Source organism: Streptococcus oralis subsp. dentisani (assembly GCF_003944205.1).
In the GTDB taxonomy this organism is placed as follows: Bacteria; Bacillota; Bacilli; order Lactobacillales; family Streptococcaceae; genus Streptococcus; species Streptococcus oralis_BH.
Map to the genome: position 1 here is coordinate 55,405 of NZ_RJPH01000003.1, position 22,571 is coordinate 77,975.

The 22,571-nt window shown below is 42.7% G+C and carries 29 protein-coding genes; all 29 read left to right on the plus strand.

What is annotated here, in order from left to right:
* Positions 1-203: 203 nt before the first annotated feature.
* The 29 genes from D8805_RS03370 to rplX all read left to right on the plus strand — a co-directional run bounded on the left by D8805_RS03370 (position 204) and on the right by rplX (position 22,570).
* Positions 204-1,454, plus strand: a complete 1,251-nt coding sequence (locus D8805_RS03370) for a bifunctional folylpolyglutamate synthase/dihydrofolate synthase (protein ID WP_000464320.1) — start codon at positions 204-206, stop codon at positions 1,452-1,454.
* A 90-nt stretch (positions 1,455-1,544) separates the two neighbouring features.
* Complete coding sequence (locus tag D8805_RS03375) at positions 1,545-2,000, plus strand: SP_0198 family lipoprotein (protein ID WP_125415436.1); 456 nt, start codon at positions 1,545-1,547, stop codon at positions 1,998-2,000.
* Between the two features lie 185 nt (positions 2,001-2,185).
* Positions 2,186-3,337 (plus strand): iron-containing alcohol dehydrogenase, encoded by a 1,152-nt coding sequence (locus D8805_RS03380; protein ID WP_125415437.1) that lies wholly within the window; start codon positions 2,186-2,188, stop codon positions 3,335-3,337.
* Between the two features lie 87 nt (positions 3,338-3,424).
* Complete coding sequence (locus tag D8805_RS03385) at positions 3,425-4,693, plus strand: glycosyltransferase (RefSeq protein WP_125415438.1); 1,269 nt, start codon at positions 3,425-3,427, stop codon at positions 4,691-4,693.
* Positions 4,694-4,696: 3 nt separating this feature from the next.
* A complete protein-coding gene (locus D8805_RS03390; RefSeq protein WP_125415439.1) occupies positions 4,697-5,677 on the plus strand; it encodes an NAD-dependent epimerase/dehydratase family protein in 981 nt (326 codons plus the stop codon).
* Positions 5,652-6,467: an MBL fold metallo-hydrolase gene (locus D8805_RS03395; protein WP_125415440.1), complete on the plus strand. Its 816-nt coding sequence runs from the start codon at positions 5,652-5,654 to the stop codon at positions 6,465-6,467. The genes D8805_RS03390 and D8805_RS03395 overlap by 26 nt, the downstream gene beginning before the upstream one ends.
* Positions 6,445-7,707, plus strand: coding sequence for a F390 synthetase-related protein (locus tag D8805_RS03400; protein WP_125415441.1), 1,263 nt, complete (start codon positions 6,445-6,447; stop codon positions 7,705-7,707). The genes D8805_RS03395 and D8805_RS03400 overlap by 23 nt, the downstream gene beginning before the upstream one ends.
* Positions 7,708-7,721: 14 nt before the next feature.
* Positions 7,722-8,666, plus strand: a complete 945-nt coding sequence (locus D8805_RS03405) for a 3-oxoacyl-[acyl-carrier-protein] synthase III C-terminal domain-containing protein (protein ID WP_125415442.1) — start codon at positions 7,722-7,724, stop codon at positions 8,664-8,666.
* A 134-nt stretch (positions 8,667-8,800) separates the two neighbouring features.
* On the plus strand, positions 8,801-10,333 hold the full coding sequence (gene cls, locus D8805_RS03410; RefSeq protein ID WP_125415443.1) for a cardiolipin synthase: 1,533 nt from the start codon (positions 8,801-8,803) through the stop codon (positions 10,331-10,333).
* A 74-nt stretch (positions 10,334-10,407) separates the two neighbouring features.
* Positions 10,408-10,551 (plus strand): hypothetical protein, encoded by a 144-nt coding sequence (locus D8805_RS10125; protein WP_000934021.1) that lies wholly within the window; start codon positions 10,408-10,410, stop codon positions 10,549-10,551.
* 36 nt (positions 10,552-10,587) lie between these two features.
* On the plus strand, positions 10,588-12,144 hold the full coding sequence (locus D8805_RS03415) for a damage-inducible protein CinA (protein WP_125415444.1): 1,557 nt from the start codon (positions 10,588-10,590) through the stop codon (positions 12,142-12,144).
* 116 nt (positions 12,145-12,260) lie between these two features.
* Positions 12,261-14,468, plus strand: a complete 2,208-nt coding sequence (nrdD, locus tag D8805_RS03420) for an anaerobic ribonucleoside-triphosphate reductase (protein ID WP_185774566.1) — start codon at positions 12,261-12,263, stop codon at positions 14,466-14,468.
* Positions 14,469-14,479: 11 nt separating this feature from the next.
* Complete coding sequence (locus D8805_RS03425; protein ID WP_125415446.1) at positions 14,480-14,626, plus strand: hypothetical protein; 147 nt, start codon at positions 14,480-14,482, stop codon at positions 14,624-14,626.
* A 37-nt stretch (positions 14,627-14,663) separates the two neighbouring features.
* Positions 14,664-15,164, plus strand: a complete 501-nt coding sequence (locus D8805_RS03430; protein WP_125415447.1) for a GNAT family N-acetyltransferase — start codon at positions 14,664-14,666, stop codon at positions 15,162-15,164.
* Between the two features lie 4 nt (positions 15,165-15,168).
* Entirely contained in the window at positions 15,169-15,765 is a 597-nt protein-coding gene (nrdG, locus tag D8805_RS03435; RefSeq protein ID WP_125415448.1) for an anaerobic ribonucleoside-triphosphate reductase activating protein, read from the plus strand.
* Positions 15,762-16,388, plus strand: coding sequence for a uridine kinase family protein (locus D8805_RS03440; protein ID WP_125415449.1), 627 nt, complete (start codon positions 15,762-15,764; stop codon positions 16,386-16,388). The genes nrdG and D8805_RS03440 overlap by 4 nt, the downstream gene beginning before the upstream one ends.
* 266 nt (positions 16,389-16,654) lie before the next feature.
* Positions 16,655-16,963 carry a 30S ribosomal protein S10 gene (rpsJ, locus tag D8805_RS03445; protein ID WP_001284513.1) on the plus strand — a complete coding sequence of 103 codons (309 nt, stop codon included), beginning with the start codon at positions 16,655-16,657 and terminating at the stop codon, positions 16,961-16,963.
* 81 nt (positions 16,964-17,044) lie between these two features.
* Positions 17,045-17,671: a 50S ribosomal protein L3 gene (gene rplC / locus D8805_RS03450; protein WP_000160197.1), complete on the plus strand. Its 627-nt coding sequence runs from the start codon at positions 17,045-17,047 to the stop codon at positions 17,669-17,671.
* A gap of 24 nt (positions 17,672-17,695) precedes the next feature.
* Positions 17,696-18,319, plus strand: a complete 624-nt coding sequence (gene rplD / locus D8805_RS03455) for a 50S ribosomal protein L4 (RefSeq protein WP_000024537.1) — start codon at positions 17,696-17,698, stop codon at positions 18,317-18,319.
* The gene (locus D8805_RS03460) at positions 18,319-18,615 is read left to right on the plus strand and encodes a 50S ribosomal protein L23 (RefSeq protein ID WP_001055347.1); all 297 of its coding nucleotides are present in this window, start codon (positions 18,319-18,321) and stop codon (positions 18,613-18,615) included. The genes rplD and D8805_RS03460 overlap by 1 nt, the downstream gene beginning before the upstream one ends.
* Positions 18,616-18,632: 17 nt before the next feature.
* Positions 18,633-19,466: a 50S ribosomal protein L2 gene (gene rplB, locus D8805_RS03465; RefSeq protein WP_000512910.1), complete on the plus strand. Its 834-nt coding sequence runs from the start codon at positions 18,633-18,635 to the stop codon at positions 19,464-19,466.
* A gap of 103 nt (positions 19,467-19,569) precedes the next feature.
* Positions 19,570-19,851: a 30S ribosomal protein S19 gene (gene rpsS, locus D8805_RS03470; protein WP_000533766.1), complete on the plus strand. Its 282-nt coding sequence runs from the start codon at positions 19,570-19,572 to the stop codon at positions 19,849-19,851.
* 11 nt (positions 19,852-19,862) lie between these two features.
* On the plus strand, positions 19,863-20,207 hold the full coding sequence (rplV, locus tag D8805_RS03475) for a 50S ribosomal protein L22 (RefSeq protein WP_000818137.1): 345 nt from the start codon (positions 19,863-19,865) through the stop codon (positions 20,205-20,207).
* Positions 20,208-20,219: 12 nt separating this feature from the next.
* Positions 20,220-20,873 carry a 30S ribosomal protein S3 gene (gene rpsC, locus D8805_RS03480; RefSeq protein ID WP_000529936.1) on the plus strand — a complete coding sequence of 218 codons (654 nt, stop codon included), beginning with the start codon at positions 20,220-20,222 and terminating at the stop codon, positions 20,871-20,873.
* A gap of 3 nt (positions 20,874-20,876) precedes the next feature.
* The gene (rplP, locus tag D8805_RS03485; protein ID WP_000960948.1) at positions 20,877-21,290 is read left to right on the plus strand and encodes a 50S ribosomal protein L16; all 414 of its coding nucleotides are present in this window, start codon (positions 20,877-20,879) and stop codon (positions 21,288-21,290) included.
* A 9-nt stretch (positions 21,291-21,299) separates the two neighbouring features.
* Positions 21,300-21,506 carry a 50S ribosomal protein L29 gene (gene rpmC / locus D8805_RS03490; RefSeq protein ID WP_000772918.1) on the plus strand — a complete coding sequence of 69 codons (207 nt, stop codon included), beginning with the start codon at positions 21,300-21,302 and terminating at the stop codon, positions 21,504-21,506.
* Between the two features lie 24 nt (positions 21,507-21,530).
* Positions 21,531-21,791, plus strand: a complete 261-nt coding sequence (gene rpsQ, locus D8805_RS03495; protein ID WP_000440801.1) for a 30S ribosomal protein S17 — start codon at positions 21,531-21,533, stop codon at positions 21,789-21,791.
* Between the two features lie 25 nt (positions 21,792-21,816).
* Entirely contained in the window at positions 21,817-22,185 is a 369-nt protein-coding gene (gene rplN, locus D8805_RS03500; protein ID WP_000616548.1) for a 50S ribosomal protein L14, read from the plus strand.
* Between the two features lie 79 nt (positions 22,186-22,264).
* Positions 22,265-22,570: a 50S ribosomal protein L24 gene (gene rplX / locus D8805_RS03505; RefSeq protein WP_000497690.1), complete on the plus strand. Its 306-nt coding sequence runs from the start codon at positions 22,265-22,267 to the stop codon at positions 22,568-22,570.
* Position 22,571: the final 1 nt, after the last annotated feature.

Below are 22,571 nucleotides of genomic sequence, written 5' to 3' on the forward strand. Positions count from 1 at the left end.
GTCTGGGAGACTGTATCAGCCCAACTCCTAGAAATTGGAAGAGTTGGAACATCCAGTGGATGTTTTTAGCCCACGTTGAAATTCATAGTAGCTAGTGATTAGCTAACCAGGTAAGAGGTTGGGATTTTTGTCTCGACCTCGCTTTTTATTTGTAATCATACTTTGATGCAGTAGTTGATTGGACTTTTGTTAAGGAGACATGTATGTTTGAAGTAGAAGAATGGCTGCATAGTCGGATTGGTTTAAACTTTAGATCTGGTCTTGGACGAATGCAGCAAGCAGTGGATTTGCTGGGGAATCCTGAGAAGACTTATCCTATTATCCACGTAACAGGGACTAACGGTAAAGGGTCAACTATTGCCTTTATGAGGGAGTTGTTTGTTGCTCATGGTAAAAAAGTTGGTACTTTTACCTCTCCTCATATCATCAGTATCCATGATCGAATCTGTATCAATGGGCAAGCAATAGCTGATGCAGATTTTATCCGTTTGGCAGAACAAGTTAAGGAGATGGAGAAAACTCTTTTGGAAACACATGATCAATTGTCTTTCTTTGAGTTGTTGACCTTGATTGCCTTGCTTTACTTTAAAGAGCAGGGAGTGGATCTAGTCCTGCTAGAAGTGGGGATTGGTGGTTTGCTTGACACAACGAATGTCGTAATAGGAGAGATTGCAGTTATTACTTCCATTGGCCTAGATCATCAGGAGACCTTGGGCGATAGTCTAGAGGAAATAGCCGAGCAGAAAGCTGGTATTTTCAAGGCTGGAAAGAAGGCGGTCATTGCCAAGCTTGCTCCAGAAGCGGAGCTTGTCTGTCACAAAAGAGCAAGAGAGTTAGATGTAGACCTTTATCAAGCTGGGCAAGACTTCACCTTGAATGCAGGAGATTTTTCAAGTAGCCTAGCAAGTTTTTCACAGCTTGAAATTGGTTTGGAAGGTGCTTATCAGCAAGAAAATGCCGCCTTGGCTTTAGAAACTTTTCTTCTGTTTATGGCGTCAGGAGGTGAAAGGGTCGAAGAAGAACTTGTCAGACAGGCCTTCAAAGAAACTCGCTGGGCAGGTCGATTGGAACGGATTCGTCCGCATATCTACCTAGACGGGGCTCACAATCTTCCAGCCTTAATTCGTCTGGTCGAGTTTATTCAAGGGAAAATCCAGCAAGGCTATCAAGTTCGCATTCTTTTTGGTGCCCTTAAACGCAAGGATTATCAAGGAATGTTAGGCTATCTATCTGAGCAGTTGCCTCAGGTGGAACTTAAGGTAACAGGCTTTGACTACCAAGGCTCTCTGGATGAAAAGGATGTGGCGGGTTACGATTTGATTCCTTCCTATGGCGATTTTATCAGAGAATTTGAAGAAAGAGCCAATGACCAGGATCTGCTTTTCGTGACGGGATCCCTCTACTTTATCTCGGAAGTACGAGCGAGTTTAGTAGGAAGCGATGGGATTAGTTGACCGTCTAGGTTTAAGTTGCTATACTGGAGGTAGGAGGTACATCTGGAAACTCTTCCAGCAAAATATTGGCACAAAAGAAAGGAAATCGCTATGAAAACGAAAACATTCACACTTTCTATTGCTTCCCTAGCAATTCTTAGTCTTTTAGCAGCTTGTGGACCTAAGGCACAAGCACCTACCCAGCAATCTGCTCAACAACCATCTACTCAACAAGAGTCATCTTCTAGTTCTGCTACAAGTGCCAGCCAACCACAGGCGTCCTCAAGTCAGGACACTACTGTAGCTCAACCTACGAACATCGATGGTACCTATACTGGAAAAGATGAGAATGACCAGATCACTCTAGTTGTAACAGGTAAAACTGGTACATGGACTGAGGTCGAACCAGATGGAGATAAGGAAATCAAGCAAGTAAGCTTTGAGCCAGAAAATCAACGTGTCATTATCGGTGATGATGTCAAAATTTACACGGTTAATGGTAATCAATTGATTATCGATGATATGGACCGAGAGGCATCTGACCGAGTGGTATTAACTAAGCAATAATGATTAAGTAAAAGTTCCAATGAGATGAAATCCATCTTTTTGGAGCTTTTTTGTTTAAAAACGTGACCAGTGGTTCTTTACCGTTTTTTTACTTAAAGCGCTTACAAATATTTGTAAAATGAAGGATAAGGTCGTATACTTAAGGTAAATAATCAAATAGCGCAAAGGCGCAGGAGGAAAAACATATGGCTACATTTTACGTTCCGGCAGTTAACCTTATTGGTAAAGGCGTTGTAAATGAAGTAGGTCCGTATATCAAGGAATTGGGGTATAAGAAGGCCCTTTTGGTGACAGATAAGTTCATCGAAGGCAGTGATATTTTACCTAAGGTCCTAAAATCATTAGATGCTGAAGGGATCGAATATGTGATCTTTAGCGATGTGGAGCCAAATCCGACTTGCAAGAACGTCACAGACGGAGTTACTGCTTTGAAAGAGCATGGTTGTGACTTCATTATCAGTCTTGGGGGAGGCTCTCCTCAGGATGCGGCTAGTTGTATCTCTATCATTGCGACAAATGGTGGCAAACCACAGGACTATGAGGGTCTCCACAAGTCTGCTGAAAAAGGGTTGCCAGTGGTTGCGATCAATACAACAGCTGGAACTTCTGCAGAAATCACCATTAACTATGTCATTACTGACGAAGAACGCAAGGTCAAGATGGTAATGGTTGATAAGAACAGCCTCGCCCTTATCTCAGTCAATGATCCAGAACTCATGCTTTCAAAACCGAAAGGATTGACAGCAGCGACAGGTATGGATGCTCTTACCCACGCTGTCGAGGCCTTGGTAACACCAGGTGCTTATAATGTGACCAAGAAACTCTCTATCGGAGCCATTGAACTCATCAAGGAGTATCTTCCTCGTGCTGTGGCAAATGGCCAAGATATCGAAGCGCGTGAGGCCATGGTCAATGCTATCTTTCTCGGAGGTATGAGTTTTAACAATGCTGGTCTAGGCTATGTTCACTCTATGGCTCACCAACTCGGTGCAGTATATAATTTGCCACATGGCGTTTGCTGTGCCATGCTGCTCCCAGTTGTTGAACGTGAAAATGCCAAACGTGTACCAGAAGCTTTCCGCAATGTAGCCAAGGCTTTGGGACTTCATGTTGAAGGGAAAACAGACCAAGAATGTGCAGCCTACGCCATCGCTGAGATTGAAAAACTGTCTGAAACAGTAGGCATTCCGAAGAAACTCACTGAACTCGGTATAGAAGAAAAGGAATTTGACTTTGACTACCTTTCTAAGAATGCCTTGATTGATGCTTGTGCACCAGGAAATCCATTTATGCCGACTTTGGAAGAAACTATAGCTCTCTACAAAGAACTCTTCTGATTCATAAAGTGAAAAAGAAGCTAAATAATGCTGGAAAGAACTATCATTTTGGTAGTTCTTTTTTTAAAAATTTGCTATTCTAGACATATGAGAAAAATCAAAATTGATGTGGTTGTAGTGCCCTTAAGTGGGCATCTCTTCCCGACCCTGAATCTGCTCGCACCCTTGTTGAAGGATCCCTTGTATGAGATTCGATTATTTACAGGACCACAACGAAAAGTTGTTGCAGAGGAGATGGGATTCCAGGTGATCCCTATTTTAGAAAATTGTGTAGATGAGTTTGAGCGTGTAGCCAACAATGAAGGACAATTAAACCTTATTTCTGCTTATCGACAGTTATCAGCTAGTCTTGATTTGATCAATGTGGTGTCTGACCAACTAGTCCAAGAGTGGCAGCAGAATAGACCTGATATTGTGATTGCGGATTTTATAACCCTCTCTGGAGGACTAGTTGCGGAACAGTTGGGAATCCCTTGGATTACCACTATGGCGACACAGTTTGCCATTGAAACGACAGATGGACCGCCTTGTTTCTTTGGAGGAATGGGCAGTCCAAAAACATCTTTCCAATCTGGTCTGCAATGGACAGGAAGAAAAGGGACTCGTTTAGGGAAACGAATCGTAAGCTTTTTATTGAGAGAACGATTGAAACGTTACGATTTTAAGCCTTATAATCAGAAAGGTCAGGAAACCATCTATTCACCCTATTCCATCTTGGGAATTGGGATGAAAGAGTTGGAGCTGAAAAGTGGTTTTCCAGAGCACTATCTTTGGGTGGGACCTTTTGGCTCTTCGATTGAGAGGGCAGAAAATTATCCCCTCGATTTGTCTCCTTATGCAGGTTATAAGAAGGTCCTTGTCTCCTGTGGCACTCAGCTAGCATGGGCCAAAGACAATCTCCTCTATCAGACACAACAATTGGCAGAAGCACATCCGGACTGTCACTTCTTTGTGACTCTGGGATTTGGCGAACAAGACTTCCAATGTGAAGAGCTCATGGACAATGTTTCTGTGGTATCCTATCTTCCCTATAAGGAGTACATTCCTCAGATGGATTATGTGATTCATCATGGTGGTGCAGGTATTTTTTACCAGTGTATCATCTATGGTAAGCCTGCCTTGATTCTCCCCCATGACTATGATCAGTATGACTATGCAGTTCGTGGATTAGAGGCAGGGATTGCCTTGACTGCTAAACGAGAGGATACGGAAGCGATTGGACGCGCTTTTGATGAGTTGTTGGCCAGAGATGACTGGTCAGACTTGAACAAACTTAGTCGTGCAGCTCAAATCTATCATCCAACAGAGATTCTGAAGAGCGAAATACATCGGCTCTTAGGGGACAAGGAGAAATAAGACATGAAGAAAGTATTGGTAACAGGTGCTACGGGCTTTCTAGGCAAGTATGTTGTTGAAGAGCTCAGTCAGCATGGCTATCAGGTACGCGCTTTTGGACGCAATCGCAAGGTGGGTCAGTCTTTGGAGAATTCCCTAGTAACTTTTTTTCAGGGAAATTTGACCAAGCAAGAGGACTTGTCTCTGGCTTGTCAGGGGATGGACATGGTTGTGCATGCGGGTGCTCTTTCTACCGTTTGGGGGCCTTGGGAGGATTTCTACCAGACAAATGTCTTAGGGACCAAGTATGTTCTGGATGCTTGCCGAGAGGCTGGTATTCAGCGTTTGGTTTATGTGTCCTCGCCTAGCATCTATGCTGCGCCTCGAGATCAGCTAGCTATCAAAGAAAGTGCTGCGCCTCAGGAAAATAATTTGAACAACTACATTCGTAGTAAGCTGGCTTCGGAGAAGCTGTTTAAGGACTATCCCGATGTTCCGAGTATTATTTTACGACCTCGTGGGCTTTTTGGGATTGGGGATACCAGTATTTTGCCCCGAGTTCTCAAACTCAGTCAGAAGATTGGCATTCCCTTAATAGGAGACGGTCGTCAGCTCATGGATATGACCTGTGTGGAAAATGTCGCTCTGGCAATTCGCTTGGCACTAGAGGCCCCTCAAGCTAGTGGCGAAGTTTATAATATTACCAATGGGGAACCAAGAGCCTTTAAGGATTTGATAGAAGAAACCTTGAGAGGGTTGGGCTATCCAATAACATACAGAAAAGTGCCAGCTCCTCTTCTTTCAGTTATTGCTACTAGTTTAGAGTTTCTGTATAAGGTCTTGAAACTCAAAGGTGAACCGCCTCTGACACGCTATACCTATTATCTGCTCCGTTATAGTCAGACACTGGACATCAGCAAGGCGGAGCGAGAATTGGGGTATCGCCCTCAAATCAGTATTTCGGAAGGAATTGAACAATATGTCCAAGATTATCGAAAGCATTGATTATTTCCCAGCAGGCTACTGTACCAGCTACACAGGTTTGCTATTTAAGGGAGTCAAGAATCAAAAGATGACCTTTCCAGCAGGTGTTTTTCTTATCAAACACAGGGACAAGGGCTATCTCCTCTATGACACAGGCTATCATTACGATATTAAGACCCGGCTTCGCTATGGTTTCTATCGGCTAGGAACGCCCGTTCAAATGACGGAGAAGGACCAAATTTCACGTTTGCTGGAAGCGAAGGGAATCAAACCAGAAGAAATTAACTATGTTCTTCTATCACACCTACATCCAGATCATCTGGGAGGAGCTAGTTTCTTTCCTCGTGCAACCTTTATCTTGACAAAAGAAGTATATGAAGTCTACCAAAAACCCAAGTTGAAAGACTTGATTTTCAAGGAGTTTTTACCAGCTTCTTTTGAGAAAAATCTAACCATTATCAGAGCTGACCAGCAAGTTTCAACTTTTCCCTATCGTCCGATTTGTGATCTTTTCGGAGATGGCAGTATCCTAGTAGCCTCTGTTGACGGGCATGCTAGGGGGCAAGCCTGTCTATATTTTCCAGACCTTAATCTCCTCATTGCAGCGGACCTCTGTTGGGGAATTGACCTCTTACCTTACACCAAGCAGATGCACCTGATTCCTTCCTTGGTCCAGGATAATAGGGTCGACTATATCAGGGGGACAGAGTTTCTGGAGGAAGTCTTAAGGGACGGTATCGAGGTAGTTGTTAGCCATGATCCTGTAGAAAGGATAGAGTCAATCTTACATGAAAAAAATAACCTTTCTTAAAACCTTTATCCAAACTCGTTGGCTTCATCATTTCAAATCTCGAGAAGCTGTAGAAAACTATCAGAAAAAGCAATTAGCTAACTATATGGACTTTTTAAAGCGAGAGTCGCCCTACTTTAAAAATGGGGTTCCTAGCAACTTTGACCATATGGACAAGGCTTTTATGATGGAACATTTCAATGAGCTCAACACCCAAGGGGTGGATCGTGATGAAGCCTTGAGCTTGGCTATTGAAAGTGAAAAGACCCGTGACTTCACTGAACTTAAAGGGGAAGTAGCCGTCGGTCTGTCTTCAGGGACGTCTGGACATCGGGGGCTCTTTATCACAACAGAGAAAGAGCGAAGTATGTGGGCTGCGGCTATCTTGGCAAAGATGTTGCCCAAGGGGCAGCTTTTTGGACACCGCATCGCCTTTTTCTTGAGAGCTGATAATGAACTCTATCAGACCATCAATACAGCGCTCATTCGTCTAGAGTATTTTGATATTTTCAAACATACAGATGAGCATATCGAGCGACTCAACAACTATCAACCAACGATTATTGTGGCGCCAGCCTCGATGTTGATTGAATTGAGCAAGCGTCTCAAGGATGGAGAGTTAGCTATTCACCCACAAAAAATCGTTTCGGTGGCGGAAATCTTGGAAGATAGTGATAGGGAACGGATTGCTGAAACCTTTTCACTATCCATCATTGACCAAGTTTATCAGGCAACTGAAGGCTTCCTAGCCTGCACTTGCTCAGCTGGCAATCTGCATCTCAACGAAGACATTATCTTTGTGGAAAAGCGGTATCTAGATGACCGCCGTTTTTATCCAGTGATTACAGACTTTAAACGAAGTAGTCAGCCTGTTTATCGCTATCAGCTCAATGATATCTTGGTTGAAAATCCAGATCCTTGTCCATGTGGCTCCTACTATACACGGATTGACAAGATCGAAGGACGCTCTGATGATATTTTCTACTTTGCAGGACTGGATGGGGGACAGGTAACTATCTATCCAGACTTTATCAGGCGTTGCCTCCTCTTTGTGGAGAATGTAGGAGATTACCAAGTCAAGCAGCATTCCGAGAAGTTAGTGGAAGTTTGTCTAAGCCAACGAGATGAGGATTTAGAGGCAGCTATTCTAGCTCAATTCCAACTCTTGGCTCAGCAAAAACACTTCATAGTTCCTCAGGTCCAATTTTCAGATTATCACTGGGATACTAGCCGTAAACTCAAACGAATCCAACGTTTATGAAAGGATAAAAGACAATGACAGAAGTAACAAGACATGTAGAAATCGCAGGTTATGGTGTTTGCCTTCCAAAGCATACTGTCCAATTTAAAGATCAAACTCGTTATCGTGTAGTTGAAAATGAAGAAACCCAACTAGATTTGGCAGAATCAGCTATCCAGCAGGCACTTGAAAATGCAAATTTGAAAATAGAAGACATTGATTGTTTGGTTTCGGCGAGTGCCGTTGGAGTCCAGCCTATTCCATGTACAGCAGCCTTGATTCATGAGCGCGTGGCAAAAGGACTCTCAATTCCAGCAATGGACATCAATACAACTTGTACCAGCTTTATTTCTGCTCTATCGACCATGTCCCACTTGATTGAGGCGGGCGAATACAATCGTGTCTTGATTGTTTCTAGCGAGGTTGGTAGTTTAGGGCTCAATCCCAAGCAAAAAGAAAGTTTTGAACTCTTTAGTGATGGGGCTGCAGCCTTTATTTTCCAAAAAAGTCGTCAGGAAAAAGGGGTCATTGCTAGTCTCCAACGTACTTGGTCAGAAGGGGCTCACGATACGGAGATTCGTGGAGGTCTGACTTCTTTTCAACCAAAAGAGTACTCTGAAGCGACGAAGACCAACTATATGTTTGACATGAAGGGGAAGAAAATCCTCCTCTTGTCTGCTCGTAAAATCCCAGTCATGTTTGAAGAGTTTCAAGAAAAAACACGGCTAGCCTTGGCAGACGTGGACTATATCATTCCTCACCAAGCAAGTCGTGCTCTTCCTCTGGTCATGGAAAAACTAGGTGTGGCCGAGGATCAGTACCTCAATCTCGTCACTGACTATGGAAATATGGTGTCAGTCTCTGTACCGTTTGGCTTGGCTTATTCTTTGGAGCATGGACTTATCAAGGAGGGAGATGTCGTCTACCTTATGGGAACCGCAGCTGGTATGACGGTCAATATGTTGGCTCTGAAATTGTAACAATCATCCAAACACGGAACGACTGGAACTTGAGCAAAGGTAAACGGTTGCCATCTACCCCTGAACTGAGGTATACTAGTAGAAATATTAGTTTAGCAAGCAATTAGGGAGATGTTAGAAAAGGAAGGGGATGTATGACAGCTAGAAAAATGCAGCTACTCATGTCTAAGTATGGTTTTAGTATTGCCATCATGTTGGCAGAGTTGTTTATCGTCTTTGGTTTATTTATCTATCTAGGCCAGATGGCCCCGATTCTCTGGATTATCCTTGTCATTTTAGTAAGCTTAGCGACCATTGTATCAATTGTCAATCGGTCCATGAATCCGGAAAGTAAGGTAACATGGTTGTTAGTAGCCTTTGTGCCAGTATTTGGTCCCTTGCTCTATATCATGTTTGGAGAACGCCGTTTATCGAAAAAAGAAATGAAGCAGCTAAAGCAGCTCCAATCAATGGTTGACCGAGAGGACAATAGCAGAGCCCTCCGTTTGGAGTTAAAGGAAGAGGATAAGTCGGCTTACGGAGTCATCAAATCTCTCCTTAGCATGGATACGAATGCGGATGTCTATAATCGAACGGATACCCATTTTTTCCCTTCAGGGGAAAGAATGTGGCGCCAGATGCTAGAGGATCTCAAAAAAGCCGAGAAATTTATCTTTCTCGAATACTATATCATCGAAGAAGGTTTGATGTGGAATAGTATTTTGAAAATTTTGGAAGAAAAGGCAGCTCAAGGAATAGAAGTGAAGCTCCTCTATGATGATATTGGTTGTATGGCAACCTTGCCTGGAGATTACACCATCCAGCTTCGTGGTCTAGGGATTGAAGCCCACAAATTTAATAAGGTGATTCCGCGCTTGACCGTTGCTTATAACAACCGTGACCACCGTAAAATAATGATCATTGATGGGCAGATCGCCTATACAGGTGGTGTTAATCTGGCAGATGAGTATATCAACCATATCGAACGCTTTGGCTATTGGAAGGATAGCGGTATTCGACTAGATGGACCGGCTGTTAAGGCTTTTACTAGACTCTTCTTATCCACTTGGTATATCAATCGTGGGGAAATTAGCGATTTTGACCAATACCATCTCGAAAATCAACCTAGAGATGGGATGGGGCTTTGTATCCCTTACAGTAGTGGGCCAAAACCCATCTACCGAGCTCAGGTAGGAAAAACGGTCTACCAAAATCTTATCAATCAAGCTACAGATTACGTCTATATCACGACTCCTTATCTGATCGCTGACTATGATCTAACCGAGAGTATCAAAAATGCAGCTCTGAGAGGAGTAGATGTACGAATTGTGACGCCATGTATCCCAGATAAGGAGATTATCCAATTGGTTACTCGCGGAGCCTACCCTGACTTGCTATCTGCTGGAGTTCGCATTTATGAGTACAGTCCCGGATTTCTTCATAGCAAGCAAATGCTTGTCGATGGAGAGGCGGCAACTGTGGGAACCATCAATTTTGACTATCGTAGCTTGCTTCACCACTATGAAAATGGCGTTTTGCTTTATAGAACGCAATCTATCATAGATATTGAGAGGGACTTCAAAGAGATTTTTAAAGTTTCTCAAGAAATCTATCCCCGCACAATCAAAACAAGCTGGTATCAAAGCCTGATCAAGGAAATTGTTCAGTTGTTTGCGCCCATGCTCTAATTATCCATCAAGATCTGGCCCAAGGCTGGATCTTATTTTTGTCTTTTTGCGAATAGATAAGCAGGAGGATGAAAATGCTAAATCAAGAAGAACATGATTTTATCCTAGAGTTTCAAACAAGCAGTTTACACCGTTTTCGAGAGATTGAACGCTATGCTGAGCTAGATAAGAAGTTAAGGAAATATCAATCCTTAGCTGACATTCCTGTAAGATTTTGATATACTAAAACAGATAAACTTACTAGGAGAAATTGAATGAACGTATACGAGGAAAAAGACGAACAGCTAGAAGAATTTCGATACCAATATCGGGAACGGCTGGATCAAGAGTCTGAATTTGGACTGGAGCGAGGCAAGAAGAAACGAACTCCACTTCCGTTTTTTAGTGTGGCAATTTGGAGTCTGGCTGCTACAGCTGTTTCTGTAATGTTGCCTCTGATCTTTGGTTTGGTGAGCCCCCAACAGATGCAAGATCTTTATACTGGTTGGGCGCTACATCAGAGTGGGCAGATTTACACGGATTATTATGGTTCAAATGGACTGCTTTATTACGTACTAATCTATCTCTCTCAAGGGAGTATTCTTTTTGCTTTGGTGGAGTGGTTGGCCTTGTTCGGGGCTGGTGTTTTTCTATTTAAATCCGCAGATACCTTGACAGGTCAGGGAGAGCAGGCTAGACAGCTTTTGTTGGTTTTCTATCTGCTTGTGGGCAGTCTGGGATTTGGTGGTAGCTATGCAGTGGCTGTGGCCTTGCCTTTTCTATTTTATAGTTTTAGCCTAGTGGCTGACTATCTGGATGATCCAAGTAACGATAAAGGTTTCTTGCGAGTTGGGATGAGTTTAGCATTAGCTTTCTTTCTATCACCTATTCCCACAGCTTTGTTTGCAGCCACACTTGCCTTGAGTTTGTTTGGATTTAATATTGCCAAGCGTAAATTTGCTCATGGTTTGTATCAATTTTTCGCATCAGCTCTAGGATTTTCTATCCTTTTTTATCCAATTGGCTATTATACAGTCTTAACAGGAACTTTTGGTGATGCGATTAGCCATACTTTGTATCCAATAGATACGCTAAATCTATTTTCAAATGCCAATCTTATGGAGAATGCTGCTTTCTATGGTTTGCTATCCATCGGTATTGGGATTCTGACATTGATCTTTTCAGGATTGTTTCAGACCAAGTCAGCTCAGCAATCTGCTGTCTCAATAGGCGCTATTTTAGGATTATTAGTAACTCTTTCTTTGTTAATTCTTTCAAAGGAACCTTTGCATGGCTCACGTTTGGCAGCGATTTTGCCCTTTCTGACATTGTTATTGTTAACCAACATCAAAGAAGGAAGCTCTGATCGTATCAGTCGTAGTAGACGAAGAGTTCGTTCTTCATCACTCTTTGGTCGCTACCTCAAGGGAAATTTCTATCTACCATTAATTGCGATAGTCTATTTACTTTTCCTACCTGTTTTGAGTCGCTATATTTCGCATCCAAGTACTTATCAGGAACGCGAGCAACTTGCTAGCTTGGTCAAACAGCAAACGAGTTCTGAGGATCGTGTCTATGCTTGGGATGATCGTCCAGATTTTTATCGAGCAAGCGAACGCTTGGCACCAAGCTCTCTAGTAACACCGACGCTCTATACTGCAAGCGACGAGAATAAAACGAAACTAGTCAATGACTTGAAAGAAAATCAACCGAAGATGATTTTGGTCAACCAAAAGGTTGCCTTGTGGTCGGATGTAGAGAGCCTACTTAGTGAAAAATACGAGCTTGTTCAGACGGATAGTAAGGAATTCAAGCTTTATAAATCTAAATAATAAATCAATATCTTGTGTATTTTTAAAAATTTTAGAATTTTTAACACAAGATATTGATTTTTCTTTTTGGAGTGGTATAATATCATTTAAGAAGAAAAATAGAAAAGAGCCTGGATATGATTGTATTAGAAGAAAACCTTGCAACCGTTCCCACTTTGTTCGTTGAAAAACGAGATGGTAGACGTGTAGTGTTTGATATAGACAAGATTGACAAAGCTCTCCACAAGGCGGCTGACAAAGTCATGGATGTGACACCCTTGGTCGAAAAACGTCTAAATGGACTGCTTGAGCGTATTATTGCGGAAATTCACAGTCGTTTCCCTCAAGGTGTCAAGATTTACGAGATTCAAAATATCGTAGAACATGAACTCCTTGAAGCCAAAGAATATGCGCTAGCTGAGGAGTATATCACTTATCGGACACAAAGGGATTTTGAGCGCTCAAAAGCGACAGATATCAACTTTAGCATTCATAAACTTCTCAATAAAGACCGGGCAGTTGTCAATGAAAATGCCAATAAAGACAGTGATGTTTTTAACACCCAGCGTGATTTGACAGCAGGGATTGTGGGGAAATCAATCGGCTTGCAAATGCTTCCTAAGCACGTAGCCAATGCTCACCAAAAGGGGGATATCCACTATCATGACCTGGACTATAGCCCCTACACACCGATGACCAACTGCTGTTTGATTGATTTTAAAGGCATGTTGGAAAATGGTTTTAAGATTGGAAATGCGGAGGTAGAGAGTCCCAAGTCAATCCAGACTGCTACAGCTCAGATTTCCCAAATCATCGCCAACGTTGCTTCTAGCCAGTACGGGGGCTGCTCAGCTGACCGTATCGATGAAGTCTTAGCTCCTTATGCAGAGAAGAATTACCAAAAGCACCTCAAAGATGCAGAAGAATGGGTCTTGCCTGAAAAACGGGATGATTATGCTTGGCAGAAAACCCAAAAAGACATCTATGATGCCATGCAATCTCTCGAGTATGAAATCAACACCCTCTTCACTTCAAATGGACAAACACCTTTTACTTCACTAGGTTTTGGTCTAGGAACTAGTCGTTTTGAACGGGAAATTCAAAAAGCTATCTTGACCATTCGTATCAAGGGTCTTGGCTCAGAACACCGCACAGCCATCTTCCCTAAACTCATCTTTACGCTTAAAAGAGGCCTTAACTTGGAAGAAGGGACTCCAAACTATGACATCAAACAGTTGGCCCTCGAGTGTGCAACCAAACGGATGTACCCGGATGTCTTATCCTATGATAAGATTATCGAGTTGACTGGTTCTTTCAAGGTTCCTATGGGCTGCCGTTCGTTCCTCCAAGGATGGAAGGATGAGAATGGCGTAGAAGTCAATTCTGGTCGGATGAATCTAGGTGTTGTGACAGTCAATCTGCCTCGTATCGCCCTCGAGTCCGAAGGTGACATGAACAAGTTCTGGGAAATCTTCAACGAGCGAATGAACATTGCGGAGGATGCTCTGGTTTATCGTGTCGAACGAACCAAGGAAGCAACACCAGCAAACGCCCCTATTCTCTATCAGTACGGGGCCTTCGGACGCCGTCTTGGAAAAGACGAGAGCGTTGATCAGCTCTTTAAGAATCGTCGTGCGACAGTTTCGCTGGGCTACATTGGTTTGTACGAGGTAGCGACAGTCTTCTTTGGAAATAGCTGGGAACACAATCCAGAAGCCAAGGAATTCACGCTGGATATCATTCGCGATATGAAACGTCGGGTGGAAGAGTGGTCTGATCAATATGGCTATCATTTCTCTATCTACTCAACACCGTCTGAAAGTCTAACAGATCGCTTCTGTCGCTTGGATACAGAAAAGTTTGGTTCTATTCCTGATATTACAGACAAGGAATACTACACCAACTCTTTCCACTACGATGTCCGGAAAAATCCAACACCGTTTGAAAAATTAGACTTTGAGAAAGTTTATCCAGAAGCAGGTGCGTCAGGTGGCTTTATCCATTATTGTGAGTATCCAGTTCTTCAACAAAATCCTAAGGCCCTGGAAGCTGTTTGGGACTATGCCTATGACCGTGTCGGTTATCTAGGGACCAATACTCCGATTGACCATTGTTATAAGTGTGATTTTGAAGGGGATTTTGAACCGACTGAGAGAGGCTTTGCTTGTCCCAACTGTGGGAATAGCGACCCTAAAACAGTAGATGTAGTCAAACGAACTTGTGGCTATCTGGGAAACCCTCAAGCGCGTCCAATGGTTAACGGACGCCACAAGGAAATCGCTGCGCGTGTCAAACACATGAACGGTTCTACTATTAAAACGGCAGGACATGAAGTAACAAATTAGAAAGAGATGGAATGGGGAAATACCAATTAGACGATAAGGGACGCGCACAAGTGACCCGTTATCACGAGAAATACTCTAAAGGTGGAGCTGGTAAAAAAGAACGCTTGCTCAACCTCAGAGAACAGTTTTTAAACAAGAACAAGAAAAAAGAAAAGTGAGAGTTGCCTCTCACTTTTCTCTTAATTGGAGGTAAAAATGATACTACGCAGACCAAGATTGGCAGATAAAGAAACAGTTTTAGAGATGATGGCAGAGTTTGAACAGACTCAATCACCCCACGATGGTGGGTTTTGGAACGCCAACAATTTTGTTTATGAAGAGTGGCTAGAAGAAAATCTTCAAGCGGAAGCGGGCCTCAATATTCCTGAAAACTGGGTTCCTGCTATCCAGCTGGTTAGTTTTGACGTAGCAGGCCAGGCTCTTGGCTTTCTCAACCTTCGTCTCCGATTAAATGACTACTTACTAGAAAATGGGGGCCATATTGGCTACTCCATTCGTCCATCTGAAAGAGGCAAAGGTTACGCCAAAGAAGCTCTTCGACAAGGCTTGCAAGTTGCCAAGGAAAAGAACATCAAAAAAGTACTTGTGACCTGTAGTACGGAAAATCCTGCTAGTAGGGTGGTGATTGTGACAAATGGCGGACTCTTTGAGGATGTTCGCAATGGCGTAGAACGTTACTGGATAGATTTGGAGTAGAATCATGACATGGAATACACCAAAACCTGGTGAATGGAAAAGCGAGGAGCTTAGTCAAGGGCGAATCATTGACTACAAGGCCTTTAACTTTGTCGATGGAGAAGGCGTGCGCAATTCTCTCTATGTATCAGGTTGCATGTTTCACTGTGAGGGGTGCTATAATGTTGCGACTTGGTCTTTCAATGCAGGAATTCCTTATACAGCAGAGTTAGAAGAACAGATTATGGCAGATCTTGCCCAGCCCTATGTTCAAGGCTTGACCCTGCTGGGAGGAGAACCCTTTCTTAATACAGGCATTCTCTTACCTCTCGTTAAACGCATTCGGAAGGAATTACCAGATAAAGACATCTGGTCTTGGACAGGTTATACTTGGGAAGAAATGATGCTGGAGACTCCAGATAAACTGGAACTCTTGTCGCTGATTGACATCCTTGTCGATGGTCGTTATGACAAAAGCAAGCGCAATCTCATGCTCCAGTTCCGAGGTTCTTCCAATCAACGAATTATCGATGTGCAAAAATCCCTCAAAAGTGGGCAAGTGGTGATTTGGGACAAGCTTAATGACGGAAAAGAAAGCTATGAACAGGTGAAGAGAGAATGAAGAAAAAAGACCTGATAGAACAACTGGTTTCAGAGATTGAAATGGGGAAAGTCAAAACACTGGGGATTTACGGTCACGGTGCATCAGGTAAGTCTACCTTTGCTCATGAATTGTATCAAACCCTAGATTCTACTACAGTAAATTTGCTAGAAACAGATCCCTATATTACCTCAGAACGTCACCTAGTAGTACCAAAGCAAGCACCTGATCAAAAGGTGACAGCTTGTCTGCCAGTGGCGCATGAACTGGCAAGTTTGCAGAGAGATATTCTCGCCTTGCAGGCAGGTATGGATGTCTTAACAATCGATGAACCGTGGAAGGCTAGTGAAATCTTGTCTGGAGCAAAACCAATTCTGATTGTTGAAGGGATGTCTGTGGGCTTTCTACCCAAGGAACTCTTTGACAAAACCATCTGCTTCTACGCGGACGAAGAAACAGAAATAAAAAGGCGTCTAGCTCGAGATACGATGATTAGAAATCGAGATGCTTCCGTTGTGTTAGCTAGCCATCAGATGAGACGGGAGCAGTATCTGCGTTACTATAGAGAAACCGAGTCTAAAGCAGATATCTTAGTGGATCAATCGCAAGACAAATTCAAAGTCAAAATGACTCGTATTGTATAGAAGAAAAGATTGGTTTTAATAGTCGTAAATTAGTAATTGTATGAAGATGAAATAGGAAAACAGTTTCATCCCCAAAAAACGAAAAAAAGCTCACAAATCCCTTGCAATCGCAGGGGCTTTGTGTTATTCTATTATGGTGCTGTAAAATACAGCCTTAGCTTTGATGCAAGAGGTTGCGACACGCTCGGTTGCATTGCCACGCAACACCGCGTCGGTTTTCTTGTGGAGCTAGCCTATTATCTTAAATAGACGAAAAGGAGAAAAAGATGGCAAACAAAAAAATCCGTATCCGTTTGAAAGCTTACGAACACCGTACGCTTGACACAGCGGCTGCAAAAATCGTAGAATCAGCTACTCGTACAGGTGCACAAGTTGCGGGTCCAATCCCACTTCCAACTGAGCGTAGCCTCTACACAATCATTCGTGCGACTCACAAATACAAAGACTCTCGCGAACAATTTGAAATGCGTACACACAAACGCTTGATCGATATCGTTAACCCAACTCAAAAAACAGTTGATGCTTTGATGAAATTGGATCTTCCAAGTGGTGTAAACGTAGAAATCAAACTTTAATCTAAAGCTTGATACCTTGAGCATAAAAAACGCTCGTTAAAAACTTTTTGAATAAAAATATAGAAAAGGAACTATTTTCTCATGACAAAAGGAATCTTAGGGAAAAAAGTGGGAATGACTCAAATCTTCACTGAAGCTGGCGAATTGATCCCTGTAACAGTTATTGAAGCAACTCCAAACGTTGTTCTTCAAGTTAAAACTGTAGAAACAGACGGATACAACGCTATCCAAGTTGGTTTCGATGACAAACGCGAAGTATTGAGCAACAAACCTGCTAAAGGACATGTAGCAAAAGCTAACACGGCTCCTAAGCGCTTCATTCGTGAATTCAAAAACGTTGAAGGCTTGGAAGTTGGTGCTGAAATCACAGTTGAAACATTCGCAGCTGGAGACGTTGTTGACGTAACTGGTACTTCTAAAGGTAAAGGTTTCCAAGGTGTTATCAAACGCCATGGACAATCACGTGGACCAATGGCTCACGGTTCTCGTTACCACCGTCGTCCAGGTTCTATGGGACCTGTTGCACCTAACCGCGTATTCAAAGGTAAAAACCTTGCAGGACGTATGGGTGGCGACCGCGTAACAATTCAAAACCTTGAAGTTGTACAAGTTGTTCCAGAAAAGAACGTTATCCTTATCAAAGGTAACGTACCAGGTGCTAAGAAATCTCTTATCACTATCAAATCAGCAGTTAAAGCTGGTAAATAATAAAGAAAGGGGAAATCAGTCACAATGGCAAACGTAACATTATTTGACCAAACTGGTAAAGAAGCTGGCCAAGTTGTTCTTAACGACGCAGTATTTGGTATTGAACCAAATGAATCAGTTGTGTTTGATGTGATCATCAGCCAACGCGCAAGCCTTCGTCAAGGAACACACGCTGTTAAAAACCGCTCTGCAGTATCAGGTGGTGGACGCAAACCATGGCGTCAAAAAGGAACTGGACGTGCTCGTCAAGGTTCTATCCGCTCACCACAATGGCGTGGTGGTGGTGTTGTCTTCGGACCAACTCCACGTTCATACGGCTACAAACTTCCACAAAAAGTTCGTCGCCTAGCACTTAAATCAGTTTACTCTGAAAAAGTTGCTGAAAACAAATTCGTAGCTGTAGACGCTCTTTCATTTACAGCTCCAAAAACTGCTGAATTTGCAAAAGTTCTTGCAGCATTGAGCATCGATTCTAAAGTTCTTGTTATCCTTGAAGAAGGAAATGAATTCGCAGCTCTTTCAGCTCGTAACCTTCCAAATGTGAAAGTTGCAACTGCTACAACTGCAAGTGTTCTTGACATCGCAAATAGCGACAAACTTCTTGTCACACAAGCAGCTATCTCTAAAATCGAGGAGGTTCTTGCATAATGAATTTGTATGATGTTATCAAAAAACCTGTCATCACTGAAAGCTCAATGGCTCAACTTGAAGCAGGTAAATATGTATTTGAAGTTGACACTCGTGCACACAAACTTTTGATCAAGCAAGCTGTTGAAGCTGCTTTCGAAGGTGTTAAAGTTGCCAACGTTAACACAATCAACGTAAAACCAAAAGCTAAACGTGTTGGACGTTACACTGGTTTTACTAACAAAACTAAAAAAGCTATCATCACACTTACAGCTGATTCAAAAGCAATCGAGTTGTTTGCTGCTGAAGCTGAATAATCTAAGGAGGAAATATCGTGGGAATTCGTGTTTATAAACCAACAACAAACGGTCGCCGTAATATGACTTCTTTGGATTTCGCTGAAATCACAACAAGCACTCCTGAAAAATCATTGCTTGTTGCTTTGAAGAGCAAGGCTGGTCGTAACAACAACGGTCGTATCACTGTTCGTCACCAAGGTGGTGGACACAAACGTTTCTACCGTTTGGTTGACTTCAAACGTAACAAAGATAACGTTGAAGCAGTTGTTAAAACAATCGAGTACGATCCAAACCGTTCTGCAAACATCGCTCTTGTACACTACACTGACGGTGTGAAAGCATACATCATCGCTCCAAAAGGTCTTGAAGTTGGTCAACGTATCGTTTCAGGTCCTGAAGCAGATATCAAAGTCGGAAACGCTCTTCCACTTGCTAACATCCCAGTTGGTACTTTGATCCACAACATCGAATTGAAACCAGGTCGTGGTGGAGAATTGGTCCGTGCAGCTGGAGCTTCTGCTCAAGTATTGGGTCAAGAAGGTAAATATGTTCTTGTTCGTCTTCAATCTGGCGAAGTACGTATGATTCTTGGAACTTGTCGTGCAACAGTTGGTGTTGTCGGAAACGAGCAACATGGACTTGTGAACCTTGGTAAAGCAGGACGTAGCCGTTGGAAAGGTATCCGCCCAACAGTTCGTGGTTCTGTAATGAACCCTAACGATCACCCACACGGTGGTGGTGAAGGTAAAGCACCAGTTGGTCGTAAAGCGCCATCTACTCCATGGGGCAAACCTGCTCTTGGTCTTAAAACTCGTAACAAGAAAGCGAAATCTGACAAACTTATCGTTCGTCGTCGCAACGAGAAATAATAATAAACTAGTCGCTTAAGCAACTAGGAAATCCGCCAGCTCGGTAGCGTTCCGTGTGAGCGCAAGCCGCTGTGGTACAACATTTAAAGGAGAAAATATTAAAATGGGACGCAGTCTTAAAAAAGGACCTTTCGTCGATGAGCATTTGATGAAAAAAGTTGAAGCTCAAGCTAACGACGAAAAGAAAAAAGTTATCAAAACTTGGTCACGTCGTTCAACGATCTTCCCAAGTTTCATTGGTTACACTATCGCAGTTTATGACGGACGTAAACACGTACCTGTTTACATCCAAGAAGACATGGTAGGTCACAAACTTGGTGAATTTGCACCAACTCGTACTTACAAAGGTCACGCTGCAGACGACAAGAAAACACGTAGAAAATAAGGAGAACATAAATGGCAGAAATTACTTCAGCTAAAGCAATGGCTCGTACAGTACGTGTTTCACCTCGTAAATCACGTCTTGTTCTTGACAATATTCGTGGTAAAAGCGTAGCCGACGCTATTGCAATCTTGACATTCACTCCAAACAAAGCTGCTGAAATCATCTTGAAAGTTTTGAACTCAGCTGTAGCTAACGCTGAAAACAACTTTGGTTTGGACAAAGCTAACTTGGTAGTATCTGAGGCATTCGCAAACGAAGGACCAACTATGAAACGTTTCCGTCCACGTGCGAAAGGTTCAGCTTCACCAATCAACAAACGTACAGCTCACATCACTGTAGCTGTTGCAGAAAAATAAGGAGGTAACATCGTGGGTCAAAAAGTACATCCAATTGGTATGCGTGTCGGCATCATCCGTGATTGGGATGCCAAATGGTATGCTGAAAAAGAATACGCGGATTACCTTCATGAAGATCTTGCAATCCGTAAATTCGTTCAAAAAGAACTTGCTGACGCAGCAGTTTCAACTATCGAAATCGAACGCGCAGTGAACAAAGTTAACGTTTCACTTCACACTGCTAAACCAGGTATGGTTATCGGTAAAGGTGGCGCTAACGTTGATGCACTCCGTGCAAAACTTAACAAATTGACTGGAAAACAAGTACACATCAACATCATCGAAATCAAACAACCTGATTTGGATGCTCACCTTGTAGGTGAAGGAATTGCTCGTCAATTGGAGCAACGTGTTGCTTTCCGTCGTGCACAAAAACAAGCAATCCAACGTGCAATGCGTGCTGGAGCTAAAGGAATCAAAACTCAAGTATCAGGTCGTTTGAACGGTGCAGATATCGCCCGTGCTGAAGGATACTCTGAAGGAACTGTTCCACTTCACACACTTCGTGCAGATATCGATTACGCTTGGGAAGAAGCAGATACTACATACGGTAAACTTGGTGTTAAAGTATGGATCTACCGTGGTGAAGTTCTTCCAGCTCGTAAAAACACTAAAGGAGGTAAATAACCAATGTTAGTACCTAAACGTGTTAAACACCGTCGTGAATTCCGTGGAAAAATGCGAGGTGAAGCAAAAGGTGGAAAAGAAGTAGCTTTCGGTGAATACGGTCTTCAAGCTACAACTAGCCACTGGATCACTAACCGCCAAATCGAAGCTGCTCGTATCGCCATGACTCGTTACATGAAACGTGGTGGTAAAGTTTGGATTAAAATCTTCCCACACAAATCATACACTGCTAAAGCTATCGGTGTGCGTATGGGATCTGGTAAAGGGGCACCTGAAGGTTGGGTAGCACCAGTTAAACGTGGTAAAGTGATGTTTGAAGTTGCTGGTGTATCTGAAGAGATCGCTCGCGAAGCGCTTCGTCTTGCTAGCCACAAATTGCCAGTTAAATGTAAATTCGTAAAACGTGAAGCAGAATAAGGAGAAGGCATGAAACTTAATGAAGTAAAAGAATTTGTTAAAGAACTTCGTGGTCTTTCTCAAGAAGAACTCGCGAAGCGCGAAAACGAATTGAAAAAAGAATTGTTTGAACTTCGTTTCCAAGCTGCTACTGGTCAATTGGAACAAACAGCTCGCTTGAAAGAAGTTAAAAAACAAATCGCTCGTATCAAAACAGTTCAATCTGAAGCGAAATAATAGACTAGGGAAGGAGAAATTTCAATGGAACGCAATAATCGTAAAGTTCTTGTTGGACGTGTTGTATCTGACAAAATGGACAAGACAATCACAGTTGTAGTTGAAACAAAACGTAACCACCCAGTCTATGGTAAACGTATTAACTACTCTAAAAAATACAAAGCACATGATGAAAACAATGTTGCCAAAGAAGGCGATATCGTACGTATCATGGAAACTCGTCCGCTTTCAGCTACAAAACGTTTCCGTCTTGTAGAAGTTGTTGAAGAAGCGGTCATCATCTAATCAAGCCTGAAAGGAGAAAACTGAAATGATTCAAACAGAAACTCGTTTGAAAGTCGCAGACAACAGTGGTGCACGCGAAATCTTGACTATCAAAGTTCTTGGTGGTTCTAAACGTAAATTTGCGAACATCGGTGATGTCATTGTGGCATCTGTAAAACAAGCTACTCCTGGTGGTGCGGTTAAAAAAGGTGACGTTGTAAAAGCTGTTATCGTTCGTACTAAATCAGGTGCTCGTCGTGCTGATGGTTCATACATCAAGTTTGACGAAAACGCAGCAGTTATCATCCGTGAAGACAAAACTCCTCGCGGAACACGTATCTTTGGCCCAGTTGCACGTGAATTGCGTGAAGGTGGCTTCATGAAGATCGTGTCACTTGCTCCAGAAGTACTTTAATTTTAAAAAAACAAACTAGTCCCCTGGATTTACCTCCAGGGTGCCCTTATGGGCGTAAGAAAAATCAAGGAGAAACCTAATGTTTGTAAAAAAAGGCGACAAAGTTCGCGTAATCGCTGGTAAAGACAAGGGAACAGAAGCTGTTGTCCTTACTGCCCTTCCAAAAGTAAACAAAGTTATCGTTGAAGGTGTAAACATCGTTAAGAAACACCAACGTCCAACTAATGATCTTCCTCAAGGTGGTATCATCGAGAAAGAAGCAGCTATCCACGTATCAAACGTTCAAGTATTGGACAAAAATGGTGTAGCTGGTCGTGTTGGTTACAAATTTGTAGACGGTAAAAAAGTTCGCTACAACAAAAAATCAGGCGAAGTGCTTGATTAAT

Bases quoted from the DNA above. Each gene is read 5' to 3' on its own strand.
- D8805_RS03395 (WP_125415440.1), top strand. From the start codon at position 5,652: ATGTCCAAGATTATCGAAAGCATTGATTATTTCCCAGCAGGCTACTGT.
- D8805_RS03405 (WP_125415442.1), top strand. From the start codon at position 7,722: ATGACAGAAGTAACAAGACATGTAGAAATCGCAGGTTATGGTGTTTGC.
- rplD (WP_000024537.1), top strand. From the start codon at position 17,696: ATGGCAAACGTAACATTATTTGACCAAACTGGTAAAGAAGCTGGCCAA.
- D8805_RS03385 (WP_125415438.1), top strand. From the start codon at position 3,425: ATGAGAAAAATCAAAATTGATGTGGTTGTAGTGCCCTTAAGTGGGCAT.
- nrdD (WP_185774566.1), top strand. From the start codon at position 12,261: ATGATTGTATTAGAAGAAAACCTTGCAACCGTTCCCACTTTGTTCGTT.
- rplN (WP_000616548.1), top strand. From the start codon at position 21,817: ATGATTCAAACAGAAACTCGTTTGAAAGTCGCAGACAACAGTGGTGCA.
- D8805_RS03460 (WP_001055347.1), top strand. From the start codon at position 18,319: ATGAATTTGTATGATGTTATCAAAAAACCTGTCATCACTGAAAGCTCA.
- D8805_RS03440 (WP_125415449.1), top strand. From the start codon at position 15,762: ATGAAGAAAAAAGACCTGATAGAACAACTGGTTTCAGAGATTGAAATG.
- D8805_RS03425 (WP_125415446.1), top strand. From the start codon at position 14,480: ATGGGGAAATACCAATTAGACGATAAGGGACGCGCACAAGTGACCCGT.
- D8805_RS10125 (WP_000934021.1), top strand. From the start codon at position 10,408: ATGCTAAATCAAGAAGAACATGATTTTATCCTAGAGTTTCAAACAAGC.
- rpsS (WP_000533766.1), top strand. From the start codon at position 19,570: ATGGGACGCAGTCTTAAAAAAGGACCTTTCGTCGATGAGCATTTGATG.
- rpsJ (WP_001284513.1), top strand. From the start codon at position 16,655: ATGGCAAACAAAAAAATCCGTATCCGTTTGAAAGCTTACGAACACCGT.
- D8805_RS03400 (WP_125415441.1), top strand. From the start codon at position 6,445: ATGAAAAAAATAACCTTTCTTAAAACCTTTATCCAAACTCGTTGGCTT.
- D8805_RS03390 (WP_125415439.1), top strand. From the start codon at position 4,697: ATGAAGAAAGTATTGGTAACAGGTGCTACGGGCTTTCTAGGCAAGTAT.
- rplX (WP_000497690.1), top strand. From the start codon at position 22,265: ATGTTTGTAAAAAAAGGCGACAAAGTTCGCGTAATCGCTGGTAAAGAC.
- rpsQ (WP_000440801.1), top strand. From the start codon at position 21,531: ATGGAACGCAATAATCGTAAAGTTCTTGTTGGACGTGTTGTATCTGAC.
- D8805_RS03370 (WP_000464320.1), top strand. From the start codon at position 204: ATGTTTGAAGTAGAAGAATGGCTGCATAGTCGGATTGGTTTAAACTTT.
- rplP (WP_000960948.1), top strand. From the start codon at position 20,877: ATGTTAGTACCTAAACGTGTTAAACACCGTCGTGAATTCCGTGGAAAA.
- D8805_RS03430 (WP_125415447.1), top strand. From the start codon at position 14,664: ATGATACTACGCAGACCAAGATTGGCAGATAAAGAAACAGTTTTAGAG.
- rpmC (WP_000772918.1), top strand. From the start codon at position 21,300: ATGAAACTTAATGAAGTAAAAGAATTTGTTAAAGAACTTCGTGGTCTT.
- rplV (WP_000818137.1), top strand. From the start codon at position 19,863: ATGGCAGAAATTACTTCAGCTAAAGCAATGGCTCGTACAGTACGTGTT.
- rplC (WP_000160197.1), top strand. From the start codon at position 17,045: ATGACAAAAGGAATCTTAGGGAAAAAAGTGGGAATGACTCAAATCTTC.
- D8805_RS03415 (WP_125415444.1), top strand. From the start codon at position 10,588: ATGAACGTATACGAGGAAAAAGACGAACAGCTAGAAGAATTTCGATAC.
- cls (WP_125415443.1), top strand. From the start codon at position 8,801: ATGACAGCTAGAAAAATGCAGCTACTCATGTCTAAGTATGGTTTTAGT.
- D8805_RS03375 (WP_125415436.1), top strand. From the start codon at position 1,545: ATGAAAACGAAAACATTCACACTTTCTATTGCTTCCCTAGCAATTCTT.
- nrdG (WP_125415448.1), top strand. From the start codon at position 15,169: ATGACATGGAATACACCAAAACCTGGTGAATGGAAAAGCGAGGAGCTT.
- D8805_RS03380 (WP_125415437.1), top strand. From the start codon at position 2,186: ATGGCTACATTTTACGTTCCGGCAGTTAACCTTATTGGTAAAGGCGTT.